Source organism: Limnobaculum allomyrinae (assembly GCF_016649425.1).
In the GTDB taxonomy this organism is placed as follows: domain Bacteria; phylum Pseudomonadota; class Gammaproteobacteria; order Enterobacterales; family Enterobacteriaceae; genus Limnobaculum; species Limnobaculum allomyrinae.
Map to the genome: position 1 here is coordinate 836903 of NZ_JADRCR010000001.1, position 21626 is coordinate 858528.

General features: G+C 43.8%; 19 protein-coding genes, 1 tRNA gene and 1 pseudogene. 13 read left to right on the forward strand and 8 right to left on the reverse strand.

Going from position 1 to position 21626, the window contains the following annotated elements:
- Window positions 1–32: 32 nt before the first annotated feature.
- Entirely contained in the window at window positions 33–1823 is a 1791-nt protein-coding gene (locus tag I2494_RS03910) for a chitinase (RefSeq protein WP_228350825.1), read from the reverse strand.
- An 873-nt stretch (window positions 1824–2696) separates the two neighbouring features.
- Here I2494_RS03910 and I2494_RS03915 point away from each other — a divergent pair.
- From I2494_RS03915 to I2494_RS03940, 6 genes are all read left to right on the forward strand, one after another.
- Window positions 2697–2773, forward strand: a tRNA-Arg gene (locus I2494_RS03915).
- Window positions 2774–2935: 162 nt separating this feature from the next.
- Complete coding sequence (locus I2494_RS03920) at window positions 2936–4150, forward strand: tyrosine-type recombinase/integrase (RefSeq protein ID WP_218465990.1); 1215 nt, start codon at window positions 2936–2938, stop codon at window positions 4148–4150.
- A 130-nt stretch (window positions 4151–4280) separates the two neighbouring features.
- Complete coding sequence (locus I2494_RS03925; RefSeq protein ID WP_218465345.1) at window positions 4281–5168, forward strand: hypothetical protein; 888 nt, start codon at window positions 4281–4283, stop codon at window positions 5166–5168.
- A gap of 126 nt (window positions 5169–5294) precedes the next feature.
- Window positions 5295–5492, forward strand: a complete 198-nt coding sequence (locus I2494_RS03930) for a helix-turn-helix transcriptional regulator (protein ID WP_218465344.1) — start codon at window positions 5295–5297, stop codon at window positions 5490–5492.
- Window positions 5492–5842, forward strand: a complete 351-nt coding sequence (locus I2494_RS03935; RefSeq protein WP_228350826.1) for a hypothetical protein — start codon at window positions 5492–5494, stop codon at window positions 5840–5842. The genes I2494_RS03930 and I2494_RS03935 overlap by 1 nt, the downstream gene beginning before the upstream one ends.
- A 12-nt stretch (window positions 5843–5854) precedes the next feature.
- Window positions 5855–6682 (forward strand): antA/AntB antirepressor family protein, encoded by an 828-nt coding sequence (locus I2494_RS03940; protein WP_218465343.1) that lies wholly within the window; start codon window positions 5855–5857, stop codon window positions 6680–6682.
- Between the two features lie 327 nt (window positions 6683–7009).
- Here the strand turns inward: I2494_RS03940 and I2494_RS03945 are convergent, their stop codons facing one another.
- A complete protein-coding gene (locus I2494_RS03945) occupies window positions 7010–7195 on the reverse strand; it encodes a YlcI/YnfO family protein (protein ID WP_179038306.1) in 186 nt (61 codons plus the stop codon).
- Between the two features lie 185 nt (window positions 7196–7380).
- Between I2494_RS03945 and I2494_RS03950 the strand changes: the two genes are divergently transcribed.
- From I2494_RS03950 to I2494_RS03975, 6 genes are all read left to right on the forward strand, one after another.
- Window positions 7381–7572: a hypothetical protein gene (locus I2494_RS03950; protein ID WP_218465342.1), complete on the forward strand. Its 192-nt coding sequence runs from the start codon at window positions 7381–7383 to the stop codon at window positions 7570–7572.
- On the forward strand, window positions 7565–7747 hold the full coding sequence (locus I2494_RS03955; protein WP_179038084.1) for a hypothetical protein: 183 nt from the start codon (window positions 7565–7567) through the stop codon (window positions 7745–7747). The genes I2494_RS03950 and I2494_RS03955 overlap by 8 nt, the downstream gene beginning before the upstream one ends.
- Window positions 7740–7958, forward strand: a complete 219-nt coding sequence (locus tag I2494_RS03960; RefSeq protein WP_218465341.1) for a hypothetical protein — start codon at window positions 7740–7742, stop codon at window positions 7956–7958. The genes I2494_RS03955 and I2494_RS03960 overlap by 8 nt, the downstream gene beginning before the upstream one ends.
- Window positions 7958–10654 (forward strand): TOPRIM and DUF927 domain-containing protein, encoded by a 2697-nt coding sequence (locus I2494_RS03965; RefSeq protein ID WP_218465340.1) that lies wholly within the window; start codon window positions 7958–7960, stop codon window positions 10652–10654. The genes I2494_RS03960 and I2494_RS03965 overlap by 1 nt, the downstream gene beginning before the upstream one ends.
- A 272-nt stretch (window positions 10655–10926) precedes the next feature.
- The gene (locus tag I2494_RS03970; protein ID WP_218465339.1) at window positions 10927–11196 is read left to right on the forward strand and encodes a hypothetical protein; all 270 of its coding nucleotides are present in this window, start codon (window positions 10927–10929) and stop codon (window positions 11194–11196) included.
- A 701-nt stretch (window positions 11197–11897) separates the two neighbouring features.
- Complete coding sequence (locus tag I2494_RS03975; RefSeq protein WP_218465338.1) at window positions 11898–12086, forward strand: hypothetical protein; 189 nt, start codon at window positions 11898–11900, stop codon at window positions 12084–12086.
- Between the two features lie 745 nt (window positions 12087–12831).
- Here the strand turns inward: I2494_RS03975 and yicI are convergent.
- Both yicI and I2494_RS03985 read right to left on the reverse strand, forming a co-directional pair.
- A pseudogene (yicI, locus tag I2494_RS03980) lies at window positions 12832–15147 on the reverse strand (alpha-xylosidase).
- Window positions 15134–16558 (reverse strand): glycoside-pentoside-hexuronide family transporter, encoded by a 1425-nt coding sequence (locus tag I2494_RS03985; RefSeq protein ID WP_218465337.1) that lies wholly within the window; start codon window positions 16556–16558, stop codon window positions 15134–15136. Before I2494_RS03985 ends, yicI begins: the two are co-directional and overlap by 14 nt.
- Window positions 16559–17156: 598 nt before the next feature.
- On the opposite strand from I2494_RS03985, the gene folD reads away from it, so the two are divergent.
- On the forward strand, window positions 17157–18017 hold the full coding sequence (gene folD, locus I2494_RS03990; RefSeq protein ID WP_130591847.1) for a bifunctional methylenetetrahydrofolate dehydrogenase/methenyltetrahydrofolate cyclohydrolase FolD: 861 nt from the start codon (window positions 17157–17159) through the stop codon (window positions 18015–18017).
- Between the two features lie 61 nt (window positions 18018–18078).
- On the opposite strand, the gene cysS is transcribed toward folD, so the two are convergent.
- The 4 genes from cysS to I2494_RS04010 form a co-directional block, all read right to left on the reverse strand.
- Entirely contained in the window at window positions 18079–19467 is a 1389-nt protein-coding gene (gene cysS / locus I2494_RS03995; protein WP_218465336.1) for a cysteine--tRNA ligase, read from the reverse strand.
- A gap of 168 nt (window positions 19468–19635) precedes the next feature.
- The gene (locus I2494_RS04000; protein ID WP_218465335.1) at window positions 19636–20079 is read right to left on the reverse strand and encodes a RidA family protein; all 444 of its coding nucleotides are present in this window, start codon (window positions 20077–20079) and stop codon (window positions 19636–19638) included.
- 110 nt (window positions 20080–20189) lie between these two features.
- A complete protein-coding gene (locus I2494_RS04005) occupies window positions 20190–21059 on the reverse strand; it encodes a dimethyl sulfoxide reductase anchor subunit family protein (RefSeq protein ID WP_218465334.1) in 870 nt (289 codons plus the stop codon).
- 12 nt (window positions 21060–21071) lie between these two features.
- Window positions 21072–21626, reverse strand: a complete 555-nt coding sequence (locus I2494_RS04010; protein ID WP_179038479.1) for a 4Fe-4S dicluster domain-containing protein — start codon at window positions 21624–21626, stop codon at window positions 21072–21074.

The following is a 21626-nucleotide window of genomic DNA, read 5'->3' on the forward strand; positions in this document are numbered from 1 at the left end:
CGTGAAGGTTAGAGAGCAATGACCTGATTAACTTATTTCAGAGTCCAGGCATCTTGCCACGCCAAACCTATTCCTGGTTCATAATAGGCTGGAGCAACATTACACCACGCACCATTTGGGAATGGACGACACTGATACGTTTTTCCACGGTTGGTCACCATATCTCCCGGTTTCCAGTTTTTCTTCGCTGACCAGGCCGGATATTGACCGGTATCACCTGATGGAGTAGGTTCTGGAGTCGGTTCTGGTTTAGCAACCGGCATCACAGTTAAAATATACTCTGCTGCACTGCTCAGCTTTCCATCAGAAACGGTCAAGGTAAAATGATATTGTTTTCCTTCTGTCAATTCTGGAGCAGTAAATGACAGACTCTGTTTATCTTCGCCAGAAATAGTCTGCCCATCGGGTATGATCCAACTATAAACCAGTTTGTCTCCATCAGGATCGCTGGAGTTCGCACCGTTCAATACCACATGAGCGCCACTGGTTACCGGGCCCGTTGGCCCACTCAAAACGGCTACCGGTGCTGTATTCGGTGTTGGCTCCGGCTCAGGAGTTGGGGTTGGCTCTGGAGTTGGTTCCGGCGTTGGCGTTGGTTCCGGCGTCGGTGTTGGCTCATTACCTCCAACAACTTTTACATTAAAGAAATGTTCAACACATTTTCTGTAATCGCCTTGTTTAAATGCCGTAAACGGTGTCTGATACCCAACCAACTGACAGGCATAAGTGCTACCATCAGGCGTATCCGGACTCCATCCCCAGTCCTGCTCCCAATAAATTGGTAAAGCACCAGCACCACCAGCATCAAACTGCTTCATATTTTTACAACCAAGAACTTCCGAACCTGGAACAGGTACTTTCAAATATTTGGTCTGCTCTTTATAGTAAGCGATACGATTCAGTGACTGAGCGATTTCAGTTGGGCCACCACATTCAACGCCACCGTTAATAATTTGAATTGTTACGCCAAATCCCGGAACAAGCCCATTCTCTTTATCATGAGCATTGGGTTGCCAGGTTCCATCAATTACATGCAACATACTTGGTTTTGGTGGTTGTGGATAAACATAAAAGAAAACCGCACTGGCCAAATTCAACCAGGTATCAGCGACAAGCTCAGGTTTATCCAGCAAGGTACGAACATCGCCAAACATTGCCTCAGAAAACGGTCCGTAGTTGTAGTTGTAGGAAAGTTGTTTAGCTCCCCGACCAAAATAACTCATGAACTGACCATTCTTATCCTTACCGCAAGGCCAGGTTTGTCCTTGCCAAACATCCGGATTACATTCACCGTTATAACCGCCCGGATCACCTTCTTTCCACCCCATCTCACGTAACCAAACCAGCCCCTGACGCCATTCTGCTTCTGGTTTCCAACTTTCATGCCCCCCAGTTTCCTGTGCAAAGTGGGCAAACATGGTAGCTAATCCCTTGCGACAAATGGCATCAGAATCTCGGCCATCACGGTAAGTTCCACACACTGCAGGAAACTTACCTATCGCCTTCAGAAAGTTTTCATAGGTATATTCCGGCGCGCGTAGAGGAAACAGATAATTCCAATCTTCCGGAGAAATAATCTTCTCTACCCGCTTTACGTTCTCCGGGTTTGAAGAGCGTCCCGCTGCAATTTGTTCCACAACATCATTACTGGCGGTGAGTATAGATTCTTTCACTTTCTGCATTAACGGATCTTTAGTCAGCTCCTTTTCTTTCTTGTCCAAATCACTGACATTGATAGTATAGGGTGCTGCAGTACTGGTGACCTGAAGTACCGCATGAGCAGAGAACGTACTGAAAACTATTGCAGCAGCCAGTCCTCCCATAACTTTTATTTTTTTAAATGCATAGTGTTACCTCTTGCCTTAATAAGTAAATAAATAGACGGGAATTTCACTCGTCAATTTCAAGCAACACTATTAATTTAGTCTATTTAAGTAAAAATAATTTTATAGCAAATGAAATTTAATTATTAAAGCTCATACTAACTTATGAAATTTATTTATGATAAAAATATATTAAAAATTAAAATCACAGTAAATCATGATGATATAAATAAAAATTACCACAATTAAAAAAATATCAGCCAAAATATGTTACACAAAACTAAAAAATAATTGACATAAAAAACGGACACTAACAAAACAAAACCAAATAAAAAATAATTAATTAAAAATCAATGCATTAAATTAAATTTTAAGTTATAAAAATATGTTATCACCCATCTAATATTTAATACTTTAGTTTCATTGACACTGAATTTACTACTATTATCCATCTCGTTTTTGTCAAGAATAATTTCAAATAAAATAACATCACCCTTAAGTTTCATTAAGATAATATTCAACTAAAAAACTAATCACATGATATTTATATCAAAATATAAAACAGAATAAAATCATTGAACTTCATTGATGATAAATCACTTGTCCTTACGGTATTAAAGCTATTTTTCCGTTTATACCCCTCTTAAAACAGCTAATTTATTTAACTGCTTATCCTTTCATTCTATTGGACACCTTTAAGCGACAATATAATGAAAACTATGATAATTGGTTAAGTTATATTCAGTATGATGATGAAAACAACACTCCCGCCGAATTAACACGTAAAAGCCATTGACTGAGTCCGCAAGAGCCGTATAATTCGACCCCACTGGAACACCTGAGGGTGTTTTGAATTATTGCAATTTCTTCTACGCTCCCATAGCTCAGCTGGATAGAGCAACGGCCTTCTAAGCCGTAGGTCGAAGGTTCGAATCCTTCTGGGGGCGCCACTTCAAAATATTTTTAAGTATTCCAAAGTCTACTAAACCTTGATAAATCCTAGCTCACAAGCAAATTTCGTTATCCCGACGTATACCTGCGTCTATTGAAAGCTATACACAATAGTGTATAAGATTGTGTATAGAACCCGTTCAATGGAAATTCCTATACACATGGCGCTGACAGATATCCAAATACGTACCGCTAAACCTCAAGACAAAGCCTATACCCTTAATGATGGTCAGGGCCTTTCTTTGTTGGTGGAACCGAACGGAAGTAAGGGGTGGCGTTTTCGATACCGATTCGCCGGTAAACCAAAAATGATATCTTTCGGCACTTATCCTGAAGTATCTCTGTCTGCTGCCCGCCAGAAAAAAGCAGAGGCCAGAGAGTTAGTCGCCAATAATGTTAATCCAAGTGAAATCCGGAAAACGGAAAAGGCAGAACTAAAAGCAGCGGCAGCGAACACTTTCGAGATTGTGGCCCGTGAGTGGCATCAGCATAAACTTGAAGGATGGACGGCTGGTTATGCATCAGACATGTTAGAAGGACTGGAAAAGGACATATTTCCTTACCTTGGTCAGCGTGTAGTTTCTGAAATAAAACCGTTAGAAGTATTGGAAGTATTACGCCGGATTGAATCAAGAGGCGCCCTTGAACGGATGAAAAAAGTCCGCCAATCATGCGGTCAAATCTTTCGTTATGCCATCGTAACAGGCAGAGCCGAAACCAATCCAGCCTCAGAGCTAACCGGCGCGTTAAAAACGGCTAAATCGAAACACTTCCCTCACCTGCTTGCTCCAGAATTACCTCCTTTCCTGCAAACGCTATCCTCATATCACGGCAGTAAAATCACTCAACTGGCAACACGGCTATTAATGATAACTGGCGTTCGAACCATTGAGTTGAGGGCCGCCGAGTGGAAAGAGTTCGATTTGGATAAAGCACTATGGTTAATCCCCAGCGAGCGAATGAAAATGCGCCGCCCTCACCTAGTTCCTCTGTCGCACCAAGCGCTTGATATTCTCAGCCAGTTAAAAGAAATAACGGGCCGATATCGATTAGTCTTTACGGGCCGGAACGATTGTACCAAGCCAATGAGCGAAGCCGCGATAAATCAGGTGATAAAACGTATTGGCTATAACGGTAAAGCTACTGGTCATGGTTTTCGCCATACAATGAGCACAATTCTTCATGAACAAGGTTATAACACCGCATGGATTGAGACTCAGCTTGCTCATGCAGATAAAAACAGTATTCGCGGTACTTATAACCATGCTCAATATCTGGATGGGCGCGGGGAAATGCTCCAATGGTATGCGGATTATCTAGATAGTTTAGAGCATGATGGAAATGTAGTTCATGGCTCGTTCGGTAAGCGGGCGTGACGTTGGTTTGTAGACGGCAGTAGATTATAGTAGCCGTTAAAAGAATAGGTTATGCCTAGGTTCGCTACCGAAAATCCGCAGACTTCTGTGGCTAGCATAACCATTAATTTAGAGGCTGTGGGGTGGCACGGTGGATGAAAAAGTTGAATTTCTTTCGTTAGAAAAAAGAGTTCCTTACAGATATGGAAAGCTATCCAGTATTGCTTATGAAGCTCAGGGAATTCTAAAAGCAAAAAATAGAACAGACGTGCAACTTCAAAATGTACTGAATCTAATTTTTGATTTAATTCAAGTGTATTTTGAAGAAGAAAAAGATTTAGCCATTAATAAGTTACGAGAAGAGATATTAGGAAGGGTTTATTATTCCGAGCAAGAAGTTAGTATCGATGATGTGTATCCTTTTCAATGGGAATATCTTGATAAGTACACCCATCATTTAGAGTTTATTGGTGATAGTAATGATTTAGATTGCCCAAGCGCTGAAAATACGGACGATGTGGATGCTTTATATGAAATATTAGACTGGCTTAAAGAGAATGAAAATGAAGATGGTTTTTTAGATGCTGAACCGAGAGAATATTACGCAGCGTTGGCTCTTCATTATATTAGTTTTGTCATAGAGCGTTATGAGTCCTTTGAAGGAAGTATCTCTTTAACATCTCTTGATTCAACAATTATAGCCTGTAACGCATTGTCTATTGGAAATATTATTCATGAAACAGGAAAGTATAAAAAAATAACGAATGATATTCAGGCTGAAAATAACGAATTAAAGATAAAAGAAAATAGAAAAAAGAAAGCATTGGCAAAAGCAACCAACTCTAAACATAAGCGTAATAGAGAAGCGAAGAGAATAGTCTGCGATGAATGGTTAAAAAATAAATCTAATCATAAATCCGCAGCAGCGGCAGCAAAATTCTATAAAGTATGGCTAGATGAGCGTGGTTATTCTTATGAAATTACAACTATTCGACTCTGGATACTGACCCATGCCAAGGAGAACAATGTTAAATGGTAGTCTCCAGCGCATAATGTATGTTGTGCATTGGAGACAATACATTGTGCATTGTACAGTGATGGAATTAACTATTTTTATTAACTAAATTGCTCCTATAGACCACTGGCTACTATAGGAGTTATACCAATGCCACAAACCCTTATTAGATTACCTGAAGTCCAACGTCGAACTGGTTACAGCAAGGCGTGGATTTACCGATTAATTAGCCAAAAGCGCTTCCCACAATCTGTAAAGATTGGCACCCGTTCCATTGCGTTTATTGAAAGTGAAATAAACGAATGGATTAATCAACGTATCGCTGAGTCTCGCGGGGAGGCTGCGTAATGAAAAATCAAAGCACCCCAAAAAAGCACCGCGCCCGCCTGTATATGCTGCGTACTGGCGTTAATGGCTTCACTGAAAATGAAATACTTTATTATTGCCGGTTATCTTCTGGACGGAATTATGCGTCTGAATTAGAACGCCGCTGCGCTATTCACTTAGAGCGTATAGACGAGCGAAACCCTGATGGCATTGGCTCACATTACCGCTACCGTTTCGCCTGTCGTGATGACGTTCAGCGTGTTATTAGTCTGGTTAATGCCAGAGCGACCACTTCAGGCTATCCAGCATTAACCCTGAGTGAAATAAACGACATTCTGAATTTATATCCAGACGATAAACAAGCCGCATAACAGGTAATTAATATGACAGTAATTAAAAATGCCGAATTAACGGCAGGGAATTCCTTTACCCAAAATCAGGCTCTTGGCTTATTAACTGAACTGGTTCCGGTTAGCTTAAATAATATTAATGGGCGAGAAATACAAACCACCAGCGCTAAGAAGCTACACGCTTATTTAGGTGTTGGACGTGACTTTAGCAATTGGATTAAGGGAAGGATTGAGGAATACGGTTTTATTTACGAGCAAGATTACATTAATTTTGATTCGCCAAATCTGGCGAATCAAAGTACAGAAAGTGTTCAGATTAAACAGTGGAAAACTAAGCGAGGTGGAGACCGGCGCAGTAAGGATTACTGTATCTCTCTTGGCATGGCTAAAGAACTGGCTATGGTTGAGCGAAATGAGCAAGGCCGTGCTGTTCGCCGTTACTTTATCCAGTGTGAAGAGCGGCTACAGCATATTGCCCCTCAAGATGTCCGAAAATTACGAGACCAGTTAAAGGCTCGTATTACAGCGGCTAACGACTTTAAACCAATGTGCGCTGCCTTGGAGTTAGCCAGAGCGGAACAAGGCAAGTTAACGCAAGCTCACCACTACACCAGTGAAAGCAACATGATAGCCCGTCTGGTTCTTGGTGGCCTGACAGCCAAGCGATGGGCTACGGGTAATGGTATCTCTGGTGACCCTCGCAACAGTATGTCCGCCGACCAGTTAAAACACCTTTCATATCTTGAACAGAGCAATATCACTTTGATAGAGCTTGGTTGGGATTATCACCAGCGTAAGACCGAATTAACCCGCCTGTCACAACGCCATCTTGCTAAGCAACTTGAGGTGGCTAATGACTGACGTCACCACACAGAACGGGGCTCTTTCCCTGACTGATTCGTTGCCAAAAACTGGCAGATTGAACCAGATAAAACCTGACATGAAGATTTTCGGGTGGTCACTACACAAGGCTGATAACCAAGATTTTCTTGCGGTCATTATGCGCGTGAAGGTTTTTCCAACATCACTACACGAAGCACAGGAAGATTTTATCGGAGTCACTACGCAAGCGGGAAGATTTTCTCACTATCACTACGCGCGAGGTGAGTTTCTTCAGTCCATAAAAAAGGGTAACACTGCGAATGCTACCCTTTTGATAAATAAGCAGACCTCAACGTTGAGGTGTGTTCAGTCTTTGGCTTCTTCTTTAGGCTTTTTACGTTGTCGGCGTTTAATCTCACCTTTCGCCGCCGTTACGAGAAAGCCCGCAGTACTTTCCCCATCTTCTTTAAATTTTTCTATATCTTCCATTACATCATGGGGGATTCGAACAGTTGTCATTTGTGATTTTGCGTTCTTCGCGCCGGTTGCCATTACTCATACTCCACTATTTAGGTGTATGTCAGTATACGCGAAAACAAAGAAAAAAAAGACTTGAAGTGTATTTCACTTAAATGTAATCTCAGAACCCAAGGTGAAATACACCTTGAAATAACAAAGCCCTTCAGTGCTACTAACACCAAAGGGCTTCTAACCGCAACGTTAATGAGGCTAACGCTATGGCTGATATACAGCATACCCAAACTCACCCTAAATTTACATTTCTTATTGGCTCGGGCCGTCAACGCCTGTCTGACCTTCTCCCACTTCAGATTATCTCTGTCACTGCTGCTAATGAACAAGAAGCCCGTTCTCTGGCTGGGTTCCCTTCTCTGGTGTTCGTTTCTCGTCAGGAGGTTCGCCATGCATAATCTGATTGATAAAACTCCGCTAACATCTGAAGAGCTGGTAGAGCAATGTCTTGCTCTGACCTATAGCCTGCAAGCGGCAGAGCACACACCAGTAAAAGAATCCCTTTCCTTCATTCTGCTTGAAAAGCTGGATACCTTGTTATCCCTGATGTCTTCGGAGGTTGCTGATGCGTAAATCCCTATCAAATGAAAGCCTTCAGAAGAGCCCTGATAATAGCCGCTCTGGTCTGGTTGATGTTTTGGATTTACGTGACCAGTTAAACCGTATAGCTAATCTGATTGAGGCCAGTTTGATTCTTTTGAATGATGGAAATCAGACGCGCATTGCTTTAGAGGTTCTGGATGTAGCATGGAAATATGCTCATGATGCGGGAGAGGCAGATTAATGAGACATCTCGATTTAATCCGTGATGTAACCAGTAAAGCACAAGGCCACTGGTGCGAAGTATTATCTTCAATTGGCATCAATGTGCCGGAGAACCCTCGCACTCACGCCCCCTGTCCTGCCTGTGGTGGAAATGACCGGTTTCGATTTGATGATAAGGACGGCAGAGGCCCCCACCTTTGTAATGTTTGCGGGGCTGGTGACGGTTTGGAGCTGGTCAGGAAGGTAAAACAATGTTCTAACTATGAGGCAGCGCAGATAGTGTCTGAGGCGTTAGGTGGTGATACTTGCTCAACCAGAACCACCAACCAAAAGATGGCATTTGACAGGCAACAGGATGAAGCTGAGGCAGTATCACGCCGTCAGGCATTCCTCACTCGCTACACCGGTCTGAGAGAAAATGCCATTGAGCATGAGCATAGCTACCTGACCGGCAAAGGACTAACTGGATTTCCGCTTCCCGTTCTGGCTGATGGTCGTTTACTTGTCTCGCTGGTGGATGGGTCAGGAGCAGTAAGCGCCGCTCAGACCATTACACCAGCAGGTAATAAGCGGTTATTAGCTGGTTCAGCGAAGAAAGGCGCTTTCTATCCTGTACAGAAGCCACCTGAACAGATTCAGGCAGTGATTATTGCTGAAGGGTTAGCAACGGCTCTATCTGTTCACCTGATGCGTCCTGATGCTTTTACGGTAGCGGCTATTGACGCCGGTAACCTGAAGCCGGTTGCTGAAGTGATGCGCCGGAAATACCCTGAAGCGCAAATAATTATTGCTGCTGATAATGATATTAAGCCGGACGAACCCAATACCGGCAAAGAGAAGGCAGAACAGGCGGCTAAATCCGTAGCCGGATGGGTAGCCTTGCCACCAACAGAGCATAAGGCTGACTGGGACGACTATCGACAATTGAACGGCTTAAAATACGCTACAGGCGCGTTTAATGCGTCTCTATATCAGTGTAATTCTGAGCCACCAGCAGCAATACCAAATCCAATGACCGTTAAACGTGACCCATTAAAGCCTTATGCAGATATTCGTCATGGAGGTTTGTATTGGGTTGAACCAAAAACTGACAGGGATACTGGAGAACAAATAGAGCGTGAAAGCTGGTTATGTGACCCGCTGACCATTGCCGGTATTGGTGAGGATGATAACGAGCGCTATCTGATTCTGAAATGGACGCCTGAAGGCAGTCAAACAGAGCGCACAGAGGCGCTCCCTATGCGTGATATTGGCGAGCGCGAGGGTTGGGCTAAGTTACGCGCTGGTGGCCTGTCTATCACTGCAAGAAGCGGATTGCGGGCCATCCTTGCTGACTATCTTCAGCGTAGCGGTAAGCGGGATATGTGGTCGATAGCTGGCGCTACTGGTTGGCAATGTGGCGCATACATCATGCCGGATGGTTCTGTTATTGGTGAACCAGATAAACCAGTATTGTTTAACGGGCGTTCTGCTGCGGCTAAAGGTTATACGGTGAAAGGGACAGCGGAAAGCTGGCGAGATAGCGTAGGACTGCTGGCATCGGGTAACCCTTCCATGATGTTAGGCATAGCCTGCGCCTTTGCTGCTCCATTGATTGGTCTTGCCAATGCTGACGGGTTCGGCGTTCATCTGTTCGGTGGCTCATCAGCAGGTAAGACAACAACTGGTAACGCAGCCACCAGTATCTACGGTGAACCCGAAGGACTGAAGTTGACGTGGTATTCCACTGCGTTAGGTCTGGTGAACGAAGCGGCTGCTCATAACGATGGCTTTATGCCGCTGGATGAAATTGGACAAGGGAGTAATCGCAAGGCCGTTGCTGATGCTGCTTATGCGCTGTTTAACGGCGTGGGTAAGATTCAAGGGGCTAAAGAAGGCGGTAACCGTGATATTAAACGCTGGAGGGCTATGGCCTTTAGTACTGGCGAGATTGACCTTGAGAGCTATATTCGTGCTGATGGAGGAAAGGTTAATGCCGGTCAACTGGTCAGGTTGCTAAACGTTCCTATCACTAAAGCGACCGTGTTTCATGGCTATGCTGATGGTAAAGCTCATGCTGATGCTATGCGGGATGCCTGTCAGAATCATTATGGCGCGGTAGGCCGCGAATGGATAAAGTACCTTGCCAGCCAGAAAGAAGCCGCAGCCGAGGCAACTAGAACCGCAGAGCGCCGCTGGTTATCCCTGTTACCTTCTGAAGCTAGCGAACAGGTTCGCCGTGTATCGTCCCGCTTCGCCGTTCTGGAAGCCGCATTGCTCTTATCTCATCATCTTACTGGCTGGACGGTACAAGAGAGCCGTGACGCACTTCAGCACAGCTTCAACGCATGGGTGAATGAGTTTGGTATGCAGAATCGAGAGGCTAAGGCATGGATAGAACAGACTGAGTCATTCTTGCAACGCTATGGTTATAGCCGATATATGCCACACCCCAGCAGTGACCCGCGAGACCTGCCGATTAAAGACCTTGCCGGTTATCGGGTAAAAAATCGAATGAGTGAAGAGATTGTCTTTCATACATGGCCTACCGTGTTCAAAGATGAAATCGCTATAGGTGCGAACCATATCGCCTTTGCTCAGGTTTTGGCGGATGCCGGTATGCTGGACAAGCCAAAGAAAGGTATCACTAAGAAAACGCTGGTGGTTGATGGTAAACAGCCTCACTTTATCGTTCTGCGCTACCAGCCAGAGATAGACGGTGAATCAGAAGAATAATTGTGATGTAAGTCACGCTGATATTTCTCACATGTGAGGAAAAACAGGTCGGTTTGGTCGGTTGGTCGGTTGGTCGGTTTTTCATGTGAGTATCCTTTTATATCAATTAGTTAATAGCAGTGAAAAAACCGACCTTAAACCGACTTTAGTCCGAAAAAACCGACTTGGTTGCCACATACTTAATGAAGCAGGTTATTTCTATTTACCATAAAGACCTCATCAAATATGCTAACGTCAACGTTGATTTATCATCATATGAGAGGGAGTAAGTAATGTCAGATTTATCACCGCTTGATAGCTGGCTTCGGGTGAGTACGTGGCACACAGGGCACCCAAAGGACGATGAGCGTTTTTTCAAGGCAATCTATCAGTTGATTATTCGAAACGAAAAAATGATAGAACCGGATAAAGTTGAAGGCTATATTCTGGACACTCAAAAAGAAATGCTAGCGCCAAGTTTTTTAGAAGATTTAGCCCACAATTATGCTCGAAAATATGACGTAATTTACAGCTTCATTTACGAGAACAAACTTGTTTTATAGTCACAACGTTGCTGACTCACCAAGAAAACCGACCTTAAAAGAGAAAAACCGACCTTGAAAACGCCAAAGTCGGTTTTTTTATTGCCACCAACCATCTAATAAATAACAATATTTATATAAAAAACCGACCAACCGACCAAACCGACGCACTTTTGCTTATATATACAAAAGATATAGTGTGATGAGTGTCACATTTTGGTGGGTATATTTTGGTTACCAGTATGAAAAGTTACCACCAAGAGTTACCACTGCAAACCAAGCTGTAAACCAAATCCTGACAGGGTTAAATCAGTTAATTAAGCCCTAAAAAGTACGCACCTAAACCCCAAGAAAACCAAAGTTTTTTGAATGAAGTCCGCAGTGCGAACCAAGCGAAAATAATGTGAGCTATCCAGTGTCAGCACGGGATAGAGTAGAGTTTTACCCTGAAGAGTACGTATCAGAATAGCGATAAAAATCCGCAATAGTACGCAGAAAAATCCGCACTGCGAACTAAGTGTGAACCAAGCTATAAGCCCACTGATATAAAGAATTTAGTATGTTTTTTACCAGTAAAAAGCTACCACCCAGACCGCAAGAAAACGCAAGTATTTTACTGGAAATCGAATTGGAAACCGCCAAAGAGCAGCATAGTGCTTTATGCGGATAACATGACAAACGATAATAGGTTCTCATAACAGCGCCGTTCTCAGAGGTACATCATGCTAGACCATCAGACAGTAGAATTAACGCTAATTGAGGTAGCTAATCAGCGGGGCTTAACCTTGGATGGTAAAGACCTGTTAGAGATTAGGACGAGAATAGCGACAACACTGGCGGCTAAAGAGCGCCATCACCAAAGAATGAAATCACCAGCTTACCAGTGGAAGAAACCAGCACCCCGCAGATGATTTAGCTTTATTTACCTTGACAGACTTAGACGGATTGAGCATCAAAAAAACGCTCTATCCCTTGCTGTGCCTGAGGTTAGCCAAAATTTCATAGTAAAGCTCGTCAAACAAACTATTTCAACAAATAGCCGCTTTCTCACCCTCTGTTGATAGTTAAAATTTAGGACTGATTATGACGGATTAAACACCTGATAATAACATTAGTGTGTGCCATTACTGACCTGAAGCCATATTTAAGCATTGGCTATGTCCTAAATTATTCCGAGACTGATGCCTGACTAGCCTATATTAATTTATGCAAATTTAGACAGGATTTGACAGACTTACGGCGAGTAATCAGCATAACCTCTTGCGCTGAGCAGCCTTAGCTAATATTTGGAGCAAAAACAGGTCAAAAATTTTATCTCGTTAAATCCACTGCTACAGGACTGAAGTGAGCAACCTCAAAAATGGTTAAGAAAAAACAAATGTGTATAGAATTGTGTATAGGCATGATTTTCGAATCGATAAAAAACCCTATTTAATCTAATAAAAACGTTTTATATTTACTCCTTCTGGGACTTCAAAGTATTTCAAATCATAACCCGTTTTACACCTCTCCTGTCCGATCCATCAATTACAGACAATAAACAGCCCTGCCCGATACGGTGAGCATATAAGCTTTAGCAACGCTGGATATGATTCTGATGAGTACTTACAGGGATGGGATTTAAAATCGCTCCCACCGCAGCAGGAGCGATAATGATTACAGACTTATAACTAACGTATCAGCCTCCGGCACAATGATGCATCCTGGCTTGCTGTCCTTCACACTTCCCCCAACAACTTTAACGGGTTGTTGAATATTACGCAGGCATAGACTCCAGTTACGGGCATGACCTTTGTGGCTCACATACAGTTGATTACCTTCACGGCGTACCATCAAGGTAAACTGAGCCTCTCCGGTCGCAGACGGTACCATTGCTTGTGCTGATGCCCCCTCTTCCAGCGCAAACAAATGGAAACAACTTCCATCGTTATAATCATAATCAGGACGTTGATCATTATTACCCAGCGCAATTAAACTGTTAGCCCGTACATACAATGGAAGACTGAGGAAATCGTGACGTTCACGATGCCAGCCTCCGGCGATTTCCCGATTATTATACATATGCGTCCAACGACCTGGTGGCAGGTAAAACTGTACATCTCCCTGTTCGCTGAATACTGGCGCAACCATCAGCGAATCCCCTAACATATACTGACGATCGAGATAGTCACAGCCGGGATCTTCAGGAAATTCCAGCATCATAGCGCGCATAACAGGTGTACCTTGATGCATGGCTTGTACCGAAGCTGCATACAAATATGGCATCAATTGACATTTCCAACCGGTAAAGAAACGAACTACATCACAGGCTTCATCATCATATGCCCATGGTACACGGTAAGACTTACTGCCGTGCAGGCGACTATGGCTCGATAGTAAGCCAAATGCACACCAGCGTTTATAAATATGAGCCGGGGCCGTATTTTCAAATCCACCGATATCATGGCTCCAGAAACCAAAGCCCGATAATCCCAGTGATAACCCGCCCCTCAGGCTTTCCGCCATTGACTCATAAGTTGCATAGCAATCGCCCCCCCAGTGAACCGGAAATTGTTGTGCACCCACTGAAGCCGAACGGGCAAACAGAACAGCCTGATCTTCTCCTAACTTTTCTTTCAAAACGTCCCATACCAATTAGTTATAGATAAAGGCATAGTGGTTATGCATTTTCTGTGGGCAAGAACCATCGTGCCACTGAACATCGGTTGGAATACGTTCCCCAAAGTCTGTTTTAAAACAATCTACCCCCATATCAATCAAACGGCGTAAATGTCCGGCATACCAATCGCAAGCATCAGGATTGGTAAAATCAACAATCCCTTGTCCCGGTTGCCATTTATCCCATTGCCATACGTCACCGCTCGGACGTTTAAGCAAATATCCCCGCACCATTGCTTCACGAAATAATGGGGACTTTTGCCCTATATAAGGGTTTATCCAAACACATATTTTTAAATCCCGTGCCTTTAAACGTTTTAACATGCCAACAGGGTCGGGAAAGGTCTCCGGATCCCATTCAAAATCGCACCACTGAAACGCTTTCATCCAAAAGCAATCAAAGTGAAATACATGTAACGGCAGTTGACGTTCAGCCATACCATCAATAAAGCTATTTACGGTTGCTTCATCATAATTTGTAGTAAATGAGGTGGTCAGCCACAGACCAAATGACCAGGCAGGAGGTAACGCGGGTCGTCCTGTCAGGCAAGTATAACGGTTCAGTACTTGCTTAGGTGTGGGGCCATCAAAAACCAGATACTCCAAATGTTCACCTTCAACACTGAACTGCACTTTAGATACCTTTTCCGAACCAACCTCGAACGAGACGCACTCAGGATGATTCACTAATACACCATATCCCCGATTAGTCAGGTAAAACGGGATATTTCTATAGGCCTGCTCAGTGCTGGTACCGCCATCACGATTCCAGGTTTCAATGATTTGCCCATTTTTCACAAAAGCCGTAAAGCGTTCACCTAAGCCATAAACTGTTTCACCAACGCCGAGATCGAGACGTTCATAAAGGTAAGTTTTCCCATCATTCGCATTCTGAATATAGCCATTAGATTTAGCCACACTGCCGGTAATGCGTTCACCATTACGCAAGAAGTCTAATGACCATTCATTACCTTTAGTAACCCGTACGCTCAAATTACCACTCTGTAGCGACGCAAACTGTGGATTATCATCAAACTGAAGAGTATGAGTCTTTTGTGGCATTAGCGGATAATCCGGACCTCTGGCAATCCGACCAGAAAAGTGCTCAATACGTACACCAATCACCCCCTCCAAGGGAGAGAAAAAACGCAGGGTAAACAACGGGCTATCAACCTGAGCACCACGTGTACTGGCATCACGAGGTGCAGCATAAATCACCATTTCACGTTCATGTTGTTCCACTTCAAACACATATAATGGATGGAGTAAACTCAACCCCTCCTGAATCAGCCAATTACCGTCACTGATTTTCATGGCTTAAACCCTCCGCTGACTTAATAGAATGGTTGGTTGACGATTTGATGAACTCTTGTTCATTACGTTTTGCCCCAGCGGCTAATTCAGCCAGAATACGATTGATAAATGGGGTATTGAGGGTATAAAGACGGGCAGCAATCAGCGCACTGAGCAGATAACAAATTCCGGGAATCAAAGTAAAAAGAGCAACAATAACGGATAAGGTGCCATCGTTCTGTGTCGCTGCACCTGACTCATAACCTGCTCCCGCCAGCATCCAGCCTATCATGGCGCCAGACAGAGCCAGACCGAGCTTAAGTACAAACAGCGTTCCTGCAAAGCTGATCCCAGTCAGACGCTTGCCATCTTTCCATTCGCCATAATCAACAGTATCGGACATCATTACCCACTGGATAGGCGTCACTAATTGATGCAGAACTCCAATCACAAAAATAAAGACAAACATGGTGATATTGGCACCAATGGGTACCCAGAACATAAGAATACTTAATACGGCGAGAGCAGCATTAGTCCACCAGAACACACTAACTTTACACTTCCAGTCAGTCAGTGGTTTAGCTGCCGCACTACCCAACAGGTTGCCAACAGAATAGGTAACCAGAAATAGCGTAAATACTGCGGGATTACCCAGAATATAGGTCACATAGTACATCATGGCTCCGCCACGTACCGCGACGGCCAAAATATTAAGGATGGTCAGCAGACCAACAATTCTCCATTGGTCATTGCGTATAATATCCCTTAAATCTTCACGTACGCTTCCCTGAGTGGCGCCATCATCACTGATACGCTCTTTGGTAGTAGCAAAGCAAATTGCCAACATCACTACTGCTACTACCGCCAGTACCGCTATACCCCCCTGAAATCCAACCACTTGATTACCCTGGCCGATGAGTTCTACCAGAGGCATCATTAATACGGTGCTTAACATACCGCCAGCAGTAGCCAGTACAAAACGGTAAGATTGCAAAGAGATTCGCTGTGTAGGGTTAGCGGTAATAACGCCGCCAAGTGCACAATAAGGGATATTCACTACGGTATACATCAACGTTAACAGCGTATAGGTTACTGCCGCATAGACCATTTTACCGGTCATACTGAGCTCCGGTGAGCTATAGGCAAATACGCAGACAATACCAAAAGGAATGGCACCGAATATTATGTAAGGTCGAAATTTTCCCCAACGGGTGCGAGTCCTGTCCGCTAACAACCCCATACAAGGATCAGATATGGCATCTAACGCCCGCGCTAATAAAAACATAGTGCCGACAAAGCCGGCTGGAATACCAAATATATCGGTATAAAAAAACATCATATACAGCATAACATTATCAAATACGATATGACTGGCTGCATCTCCCAATCCATAACCAATCTTTTCCCGCTTAGACAAAATCTGGTTGTGCATAAATTTTCCCTGAACTGTTAAAAATAAACTTGATCACTGTAGTTACTATTATCAATGGTAACTATTGTGTTTTTTGATTATGAATTTATGTTTTATGATTTATGTGATCGCGGAGGGGGTTTAAATAAAAATCTTTAAAATTAATGAGATAGGAGTATTGAAAATAACGTTAAATTGCAACGCATCAGCGATAAATTAATGTGCTCTATTTGGTTACCGTTTACTTTTGGGGGAATTATTCATCTGTTCAGTCATTATTAAGTCAAGCTCAACACCTTATTTTCGATATGACTTTGCTATTTAAGAATTAGTTAAGATTTCAATGTTACCTTTTACTCCGAAATAAAATAATAAAGAGTGAAAGTCAGATATGGAAAAGATCATTTATACCGTTTCTTTTATTTTTCTTTGTTCAGTTTTCTATATGGTTGCCATCTGGATGGATTGGGTCAGATAATAAGATACAAACCAAAACAGTTTAGGCTCTTTATCATCTGTGATGCCCCACTTTTCTAATTAATCACAACTTCTCCCTGACAGAACGCTTCTCTTCTGACAGAATATGACACCCGTTGTTAAAAAATGGATCTATTCTCAGATGTCAGCAAAGATTATTGATGGTAAGGCAATCGCTCAACAACTAAGAACTGAAATTGCCGTAAGTGTTCAACAACGCCTTCAGGCAGGCAAACGCGCGCCTGGTTTGGCAGTTATTCTGGTTGGTGAAAACCCTGCTTCTCAGATTTATGTCAACAGCAAACGCCGAGCCTGTGAAGAAGTTGGCTTTTTGTCTCGTTCATTCAATCTGGATATGACCTGTACTGAGAATGAGCTGCTTGAACTCATTGATTCATTGAATAACGACCCGCTGATTGATGGAATTTTGGTTCAATTACCACTGCCTCAGGGCTTTGATAACATCAAGATTCTGGAACGTATCTCTCCGGAAAAAGATGTTGACGGTTTCCATCCTTATAATATTGGTCGTCTGTGTCAACGCACGCCAAAACTTCGCCCTTGCACACCACGCGGCATTATTACCATGCTGCAGCGCTGTGAGATCAATACCTACGGCTTAGATGCACTGGTTATTGGCGCCTCAAACATTGTTGGCCGCCCAATGGGGCTGGAATTACTGCTGGCTGGCTGTACCACCACCATTACCCACCGCTTTACCACCAACATGGAAAAGAAAGTCAGAGAGGCTGATTTGATTGTTGCCGCCGTTGGTCGCCCTGGTTTTGTGCGTGGCGAGTGGATTAAGCCCGGCGCTATCGTTATCGATGTGGGTATCAACCGATTAGAAAGCGGAAAAGTCGTCGGTGATGTGGAATATGAAGCTGCAGCTGAACGCGCCAGCTGGATCACCCCTGTTCCCGGTGGTGTTGGCCCTATGACCGTAGCTACGCTGATGCAGAATACCTTACAGGCCTGCGAGCTTTATCACGATCCTATGTGATATTAATTAGATACAAAAACAAAAAAAGCGCCATCAGGCGCTTTTTTTACACATAAAATAATTACTTACGACGCCAAACCGTTCCCTGTGGGCCATCTTCCAGAATGATACCCATCTCGGTTAAACGGTTACGTGCTACATCCGCCATCGCCCAATCTTTTGTCTGACGAGCATCGTTACGTTGCTTAATCAGTGCTTCAATTTCTGCAACTTCACTGTCATCAGCATTGTGACCGGCACCCTGTAAGAAAGATTCCGGAGATTGCTCCAGTAATCCCAATACGCCAGATAAACGGCGCAGTTCCGCAGCAAGTTGATTAGCAGCGACCATATCTTCGGCTTTCAGACGGTTGATTTCACGCGCCATATCAAACAATACGGAATAGGATTCCGGAGTATTGAAATCATCATCCATTGCTTCACGGAATCGGGCTTCAAACTCGGTATTACCCTGCGCTTTTACCGCCTCATCCGTACCACGCAACGCAGTATACAAGCGCTCAAGAGCTGTTCTTGCCTGTTTGAGATTCTCTTCGCTGTAATTCAGTTGACTACGATAATGACCGGACATCAGGAAATAACGCACGGTTTCGGCATCATAATGTTTCAACACATCACGGATAGTGAAAAAGTTACCCAATGATTTAGACATTTTTTCCCGATCGACCATCACCATACCTGAATGCATCCAGTAATTAACGTAAGGGCCATCGTGAGCACAGGTCGACTGAGCAATTTCATTTTCATGATGTGGGAACATCAGATCAGAACCACCACCGTGAATATCAAAGTGTTCACCTAACTGTTTGCAGTTCATAGCAGAACACTCAATATGCCACCCCGGACGCCCTTCTCCCCACGGAGATGCCCAGCTCGGTTCACCTGGTTTAGACATTTTCCACAGCACGAAGTCCATTGGATTACGTTTCACATCAGCAATTTCAACCCGGGCGCCTGCCTGAAGCTGTTCTAAATTCTGGCGGGATAACAAACCATAATCAGAATCGGTATCAACCGCAAACATCACATCGCCGTTATCAGCGACATAAGCATGATTACGTTGCAGCAACAGTTCAACCAGCTCAATGATTTCAGCAATATGGTGAGTCGCGCGAGGTTCTAAATCAGGACGAGCAATGTTTAACGCATCGAAATCGGCATGCATCTCTGCCAGCATTCGGGTGGTTAACTGTTCACAACTCTCTTTATTTTCGGTAGCCCGACGAATAATTTTATCGTCAACATCTGTCACGTTTCTTACATAGGTCAGGTTATAACCCAAAAAACGCAGGTAACGAGACACAACATCAAAGGCAACAAATGTACGTCCATGCCCGATATGACACAGGTCATAAATGGTTACCCCGCATACATACATGCCGACTTTATCCGCATGAATGGGTTTAAATTCCTCTTTTTGTCTGCTCAGGGTATTAAAAATCTTTAGCATTGGAAGCCTGTTACCGTTTGATTAGTTGATTGGAAAGATATATTGAAACCTGATTATCAGGGCATTGCAAGAGGAACCCCATGATTCATGAGGTATATATCACTATGAAAAGATGCAGTGGAGGATGACTGCCCCCACTGTAACCAAATTTAAGTTAATCAAAAAACGCTATTTTACTGCAATACCTTCAATCTCAATTGAAGCGCCAAGTGGGATCTTACCTACCTGCAAAGCGGTTCGTGCCGGAGGCGCGCCTTTAAATGCTTTGGCATAAATCTTATTCATACTGGCATAATCATCAATATTATTCAGGTAGATATTTACTTTAACCAACTTATCCAGGGATGAACCACCCGCTTCCAGAACCAAACGTAAGTTGGCGATCGCTTGCTCCGTTTGCGCTTCAATACCTTCAACCATCTTTCCGGTTACAGGATCAATAGGTAACTGACCGGAAGTAAAAATAAAACCGTTAGCTTCAATGGCCGGAGAGAAAAGTGCTGAAGGTTTAGCCCCCTCAGGCATCACTACATTTCGCTCAGCAGACTGTGCCACACCAACAGATAGCAACACAGCAGCTATCACAGCAGACAGACAGGTTTTCTTCAGCATCAAAATATCCTTATAGATTATTTAACATCACCGACAAATTGGTTATTTCTCAATTTGATAATGAAAAAGCTGCCAGAATAAAATTTTCGGGCAGCTTCAGTTGATATGATTTAGAACCAAGGGGATTGGCTCATCACCCCGCTATAAAACAGCATCCGCCCGCAAACGGCAGCTGAGAGGACTACCAGCATCAACAGCGTAGCGCTTGTCATGGAAATAGATGATTGCTTATACAGGTAAGTGGCAACACCGGTTCCGGTGATTAATCCACCAAAGATCAACCATCCCATCAGGCCTGAGCCTAATACGGCAATAGCACTGCCTACCATCTGGCCTTGTCCATTCAGACCATGGCTGTACCACAACACTACACATAACATAAGCAACACACCCAGCATAATACCGGTTAACAGCAGTCCCGGAGTCTTGCCTTGTTGCGCTTGTTGACGATATTGATAAACCGCCACCATCAGACTGATGGTGACAAAACCCAACAATAGTGCCGTAGCAATAAAGCTGAGGTGGGTTATCAACGAGTGCCACATTGGGTGGCTGGCCATTTGATAATAGACCTGTGCCGAAACCAGAATCGCCGCAATACCCGCCAGAGAAGCAATAAAACTGGCGCTTTTCACCAGCGCACGATTGCGGTTAAAACGAAACATCACTACAGCCCAGATGAACACCACGCCATTCAGCAGGAAGAAAGCCACCACTTCACGACTTAGCCAGGAGTGTCCAATACCTAAAATAGCGCGATAGGCACCCAGTGGCGAACCCAGATGTAACAGTGACAAAAACGAACCCACGATGTTAATAGCTAAAATAGCCAGTGCCATAGAGCGCAACCGGTTAAAACGCGTCTCTTCATTCAACCATATCGGTTGAACCGTCATGAGTGCCGTAATAGCAATAATGGAGCCAACGGCCCACTGACACAATACGGTGAAAAAGACTAAAGGAAGTTCATATTCAGACATGATGGTATCTCCTTATTCCTTATCACCCGCTGGGATGATCACAATATTTGGATGACTGATTCGGTGATCCGGCAGTTTGTAGCGCGTTTCAATGCGTGATAAGTCAGCACTGTAACGTTTACGTAGCTCATCAATATCACCAAACTGCAATACGCCAGCCGGACAAGACTCTACACAACGAGGCTTCAGTCCTTCATCTAAACGTTCTGCACACAGGTTGCACTTGCTGGTTTTTCCTTCTACCGGATCAAATACCGGAGCGTTATATGGGCAAGCCATAATACACATCCGACAACCAATGCATTTTTCATGATCCTGAACCACAATACCGTCAGGCCGCTTACTGTAAGTATCCGCTGGACATACCTTCATACACTGGGGATCGTCACAGTGGTTACAGGACATGCTGATAAATGCCATGCCATTAGGGTCGTCGAAGTTAAACTCTCTGACGCGACGCCATAAAACACCAGTAGGTGTCGCATTTTCTGACTTACAGGCCATTGAGCAGGTTTTACAGCCATAACAGCCACGCATATCGACTAAAAATCCATATTGTCTGACCAT

What these genes read in the sequence shown, in the direction of transcription:
- I2494_RS03910 (WP_228350825.1), bottom strand. Translation starts at nt 1,823, where the DNA reads ATGGGAGGACTGGCTGCTGCAATAGTTTTCAGTACGTTCTCTGCTCAT.
- I2494_RS03920 (WP_218465990.1), top strand. Translation starts at nt 2,936, where the DNA reads ATGGCGCTGACAGATATCCAAATACGTACCGCTAAACCTCAAGACAAA.
- I2494_RS03930 (WP_218465344.1), top strand. Translation starts at nt 5,295, where the DNA reads ATGCCACAAACCCTTATTAGATTACCTGAAGTCCAACGTCGAACTGGT.
- I2494_RS03935 (WP_228350826.1), top strand. Translation starts at nt 5,492, where the DNA reads ATGAAAAATCAAAGCACCCCAAAAAAGCACCGCGCCCGCCTGTATATG.
- I2494_RS03940 (WP_218465343.1), top strand. Translation starts at nt 5,855, where the DNA reads ATGACAGTAATTAAAAATGCCGAATTAACGGCAGGGAATTCCTTTACC.
- I2494_RS03945 (WP_179038306.1), bottom strand. Translation starts at nt 7,195, where the DNA reads ATGGCAACCGGCGCGAAGAACGCAAAATCACAAATGACAACTGTTCGA.
- I2494_RS03950 (WP_218465342.1), top strand. Translation starts at nt 7,381, where the DNA reads ATGGCTGATATACAGCATACCCAAACTCACCCTAAATTTACATTTCTT.
- I2494_RS03955 (WP_179038084.1), top strand. Translation starts at nt 7,565, where the DNA reads ATGCATAATCTGATTGATAAAACTCCGCTAACATCTGAAGAGCTGGTA.
- I2494_RS03960 (WP_218465341.1), top strand. Translation starts at nt 7,740, where the DNA reads ATGCGTAAATCCCTATCAAATGAAAGCCTTCAGAAGAGCCCTGATAAT.
- I2494_RS03965 (WP_218465340.1), top strand. Translation starts at nt 7,958, where the DNA reads ATGAGACATCTCGATTTAATCCGTGATGTAACCAGTAAAGCACAAGGC.
- I2494_RS03970 (WP_218465339.1), top strand. Translation starts at nt 10,927, where the DNA reads ATGTCAGATTTATCACCGCTTGATAGCTGGCTTCGGGTGAGTACGTGG.
- I2494_RS03975 (WP_218465338.1), top strand. Translation starts at nt 11,898, where the DNA reads ATGCTAGACCATCAGACAGTAGAATTAACGCTAATTGAGGTAGCTAAT.
- I2494_RS03985 (WP_218465337.1), bottom strand. Translation starts at nt 16,558, where the DNA reads ATGCACAACCAGATTTTGTCTAAGCGGGAAAAGATTGGTTATGGATTG.
- folD (WP_130591847.1), top strand. Translation starts at nt 17,157, where the DNA reads ATGTCAGCAAAGATTATTGATGGTAAGGCAATCGCTCAACAACTAAGA.
- cysS (WP_218465336.1), bottom strand. Translation starts at nt 19,467, where the DNA reads ATGCTAAAGATTTTTAATACCCTGAGCAGACAAAAAGAGGAATTTAAA.
- I2494_RS04000 (WP_218465335.1), bottom strand. Translation starts at nt 20,079, where the DNA reads ATGCTGAAGAAAACCTGTCTGTCTGCTGTGATAGCTGCTGTGTTGCTA.
- I2494_RS04005 (WP_218465334.1), bottom strand. Translation starts at nt 21,059, where the DNA reads ATGTCTGAATATGAACTTCCTTTAGTCTTTTTCACCGTATTGTGTCAG.
- I2494_RS04010 (WP_179038479.1), bottom strand. Translation starts at nt 21,626, where the DNA reads ATGGTCAGACAATATGGATTTTTAGTCGATATGCGTGGCTGTTATGGC.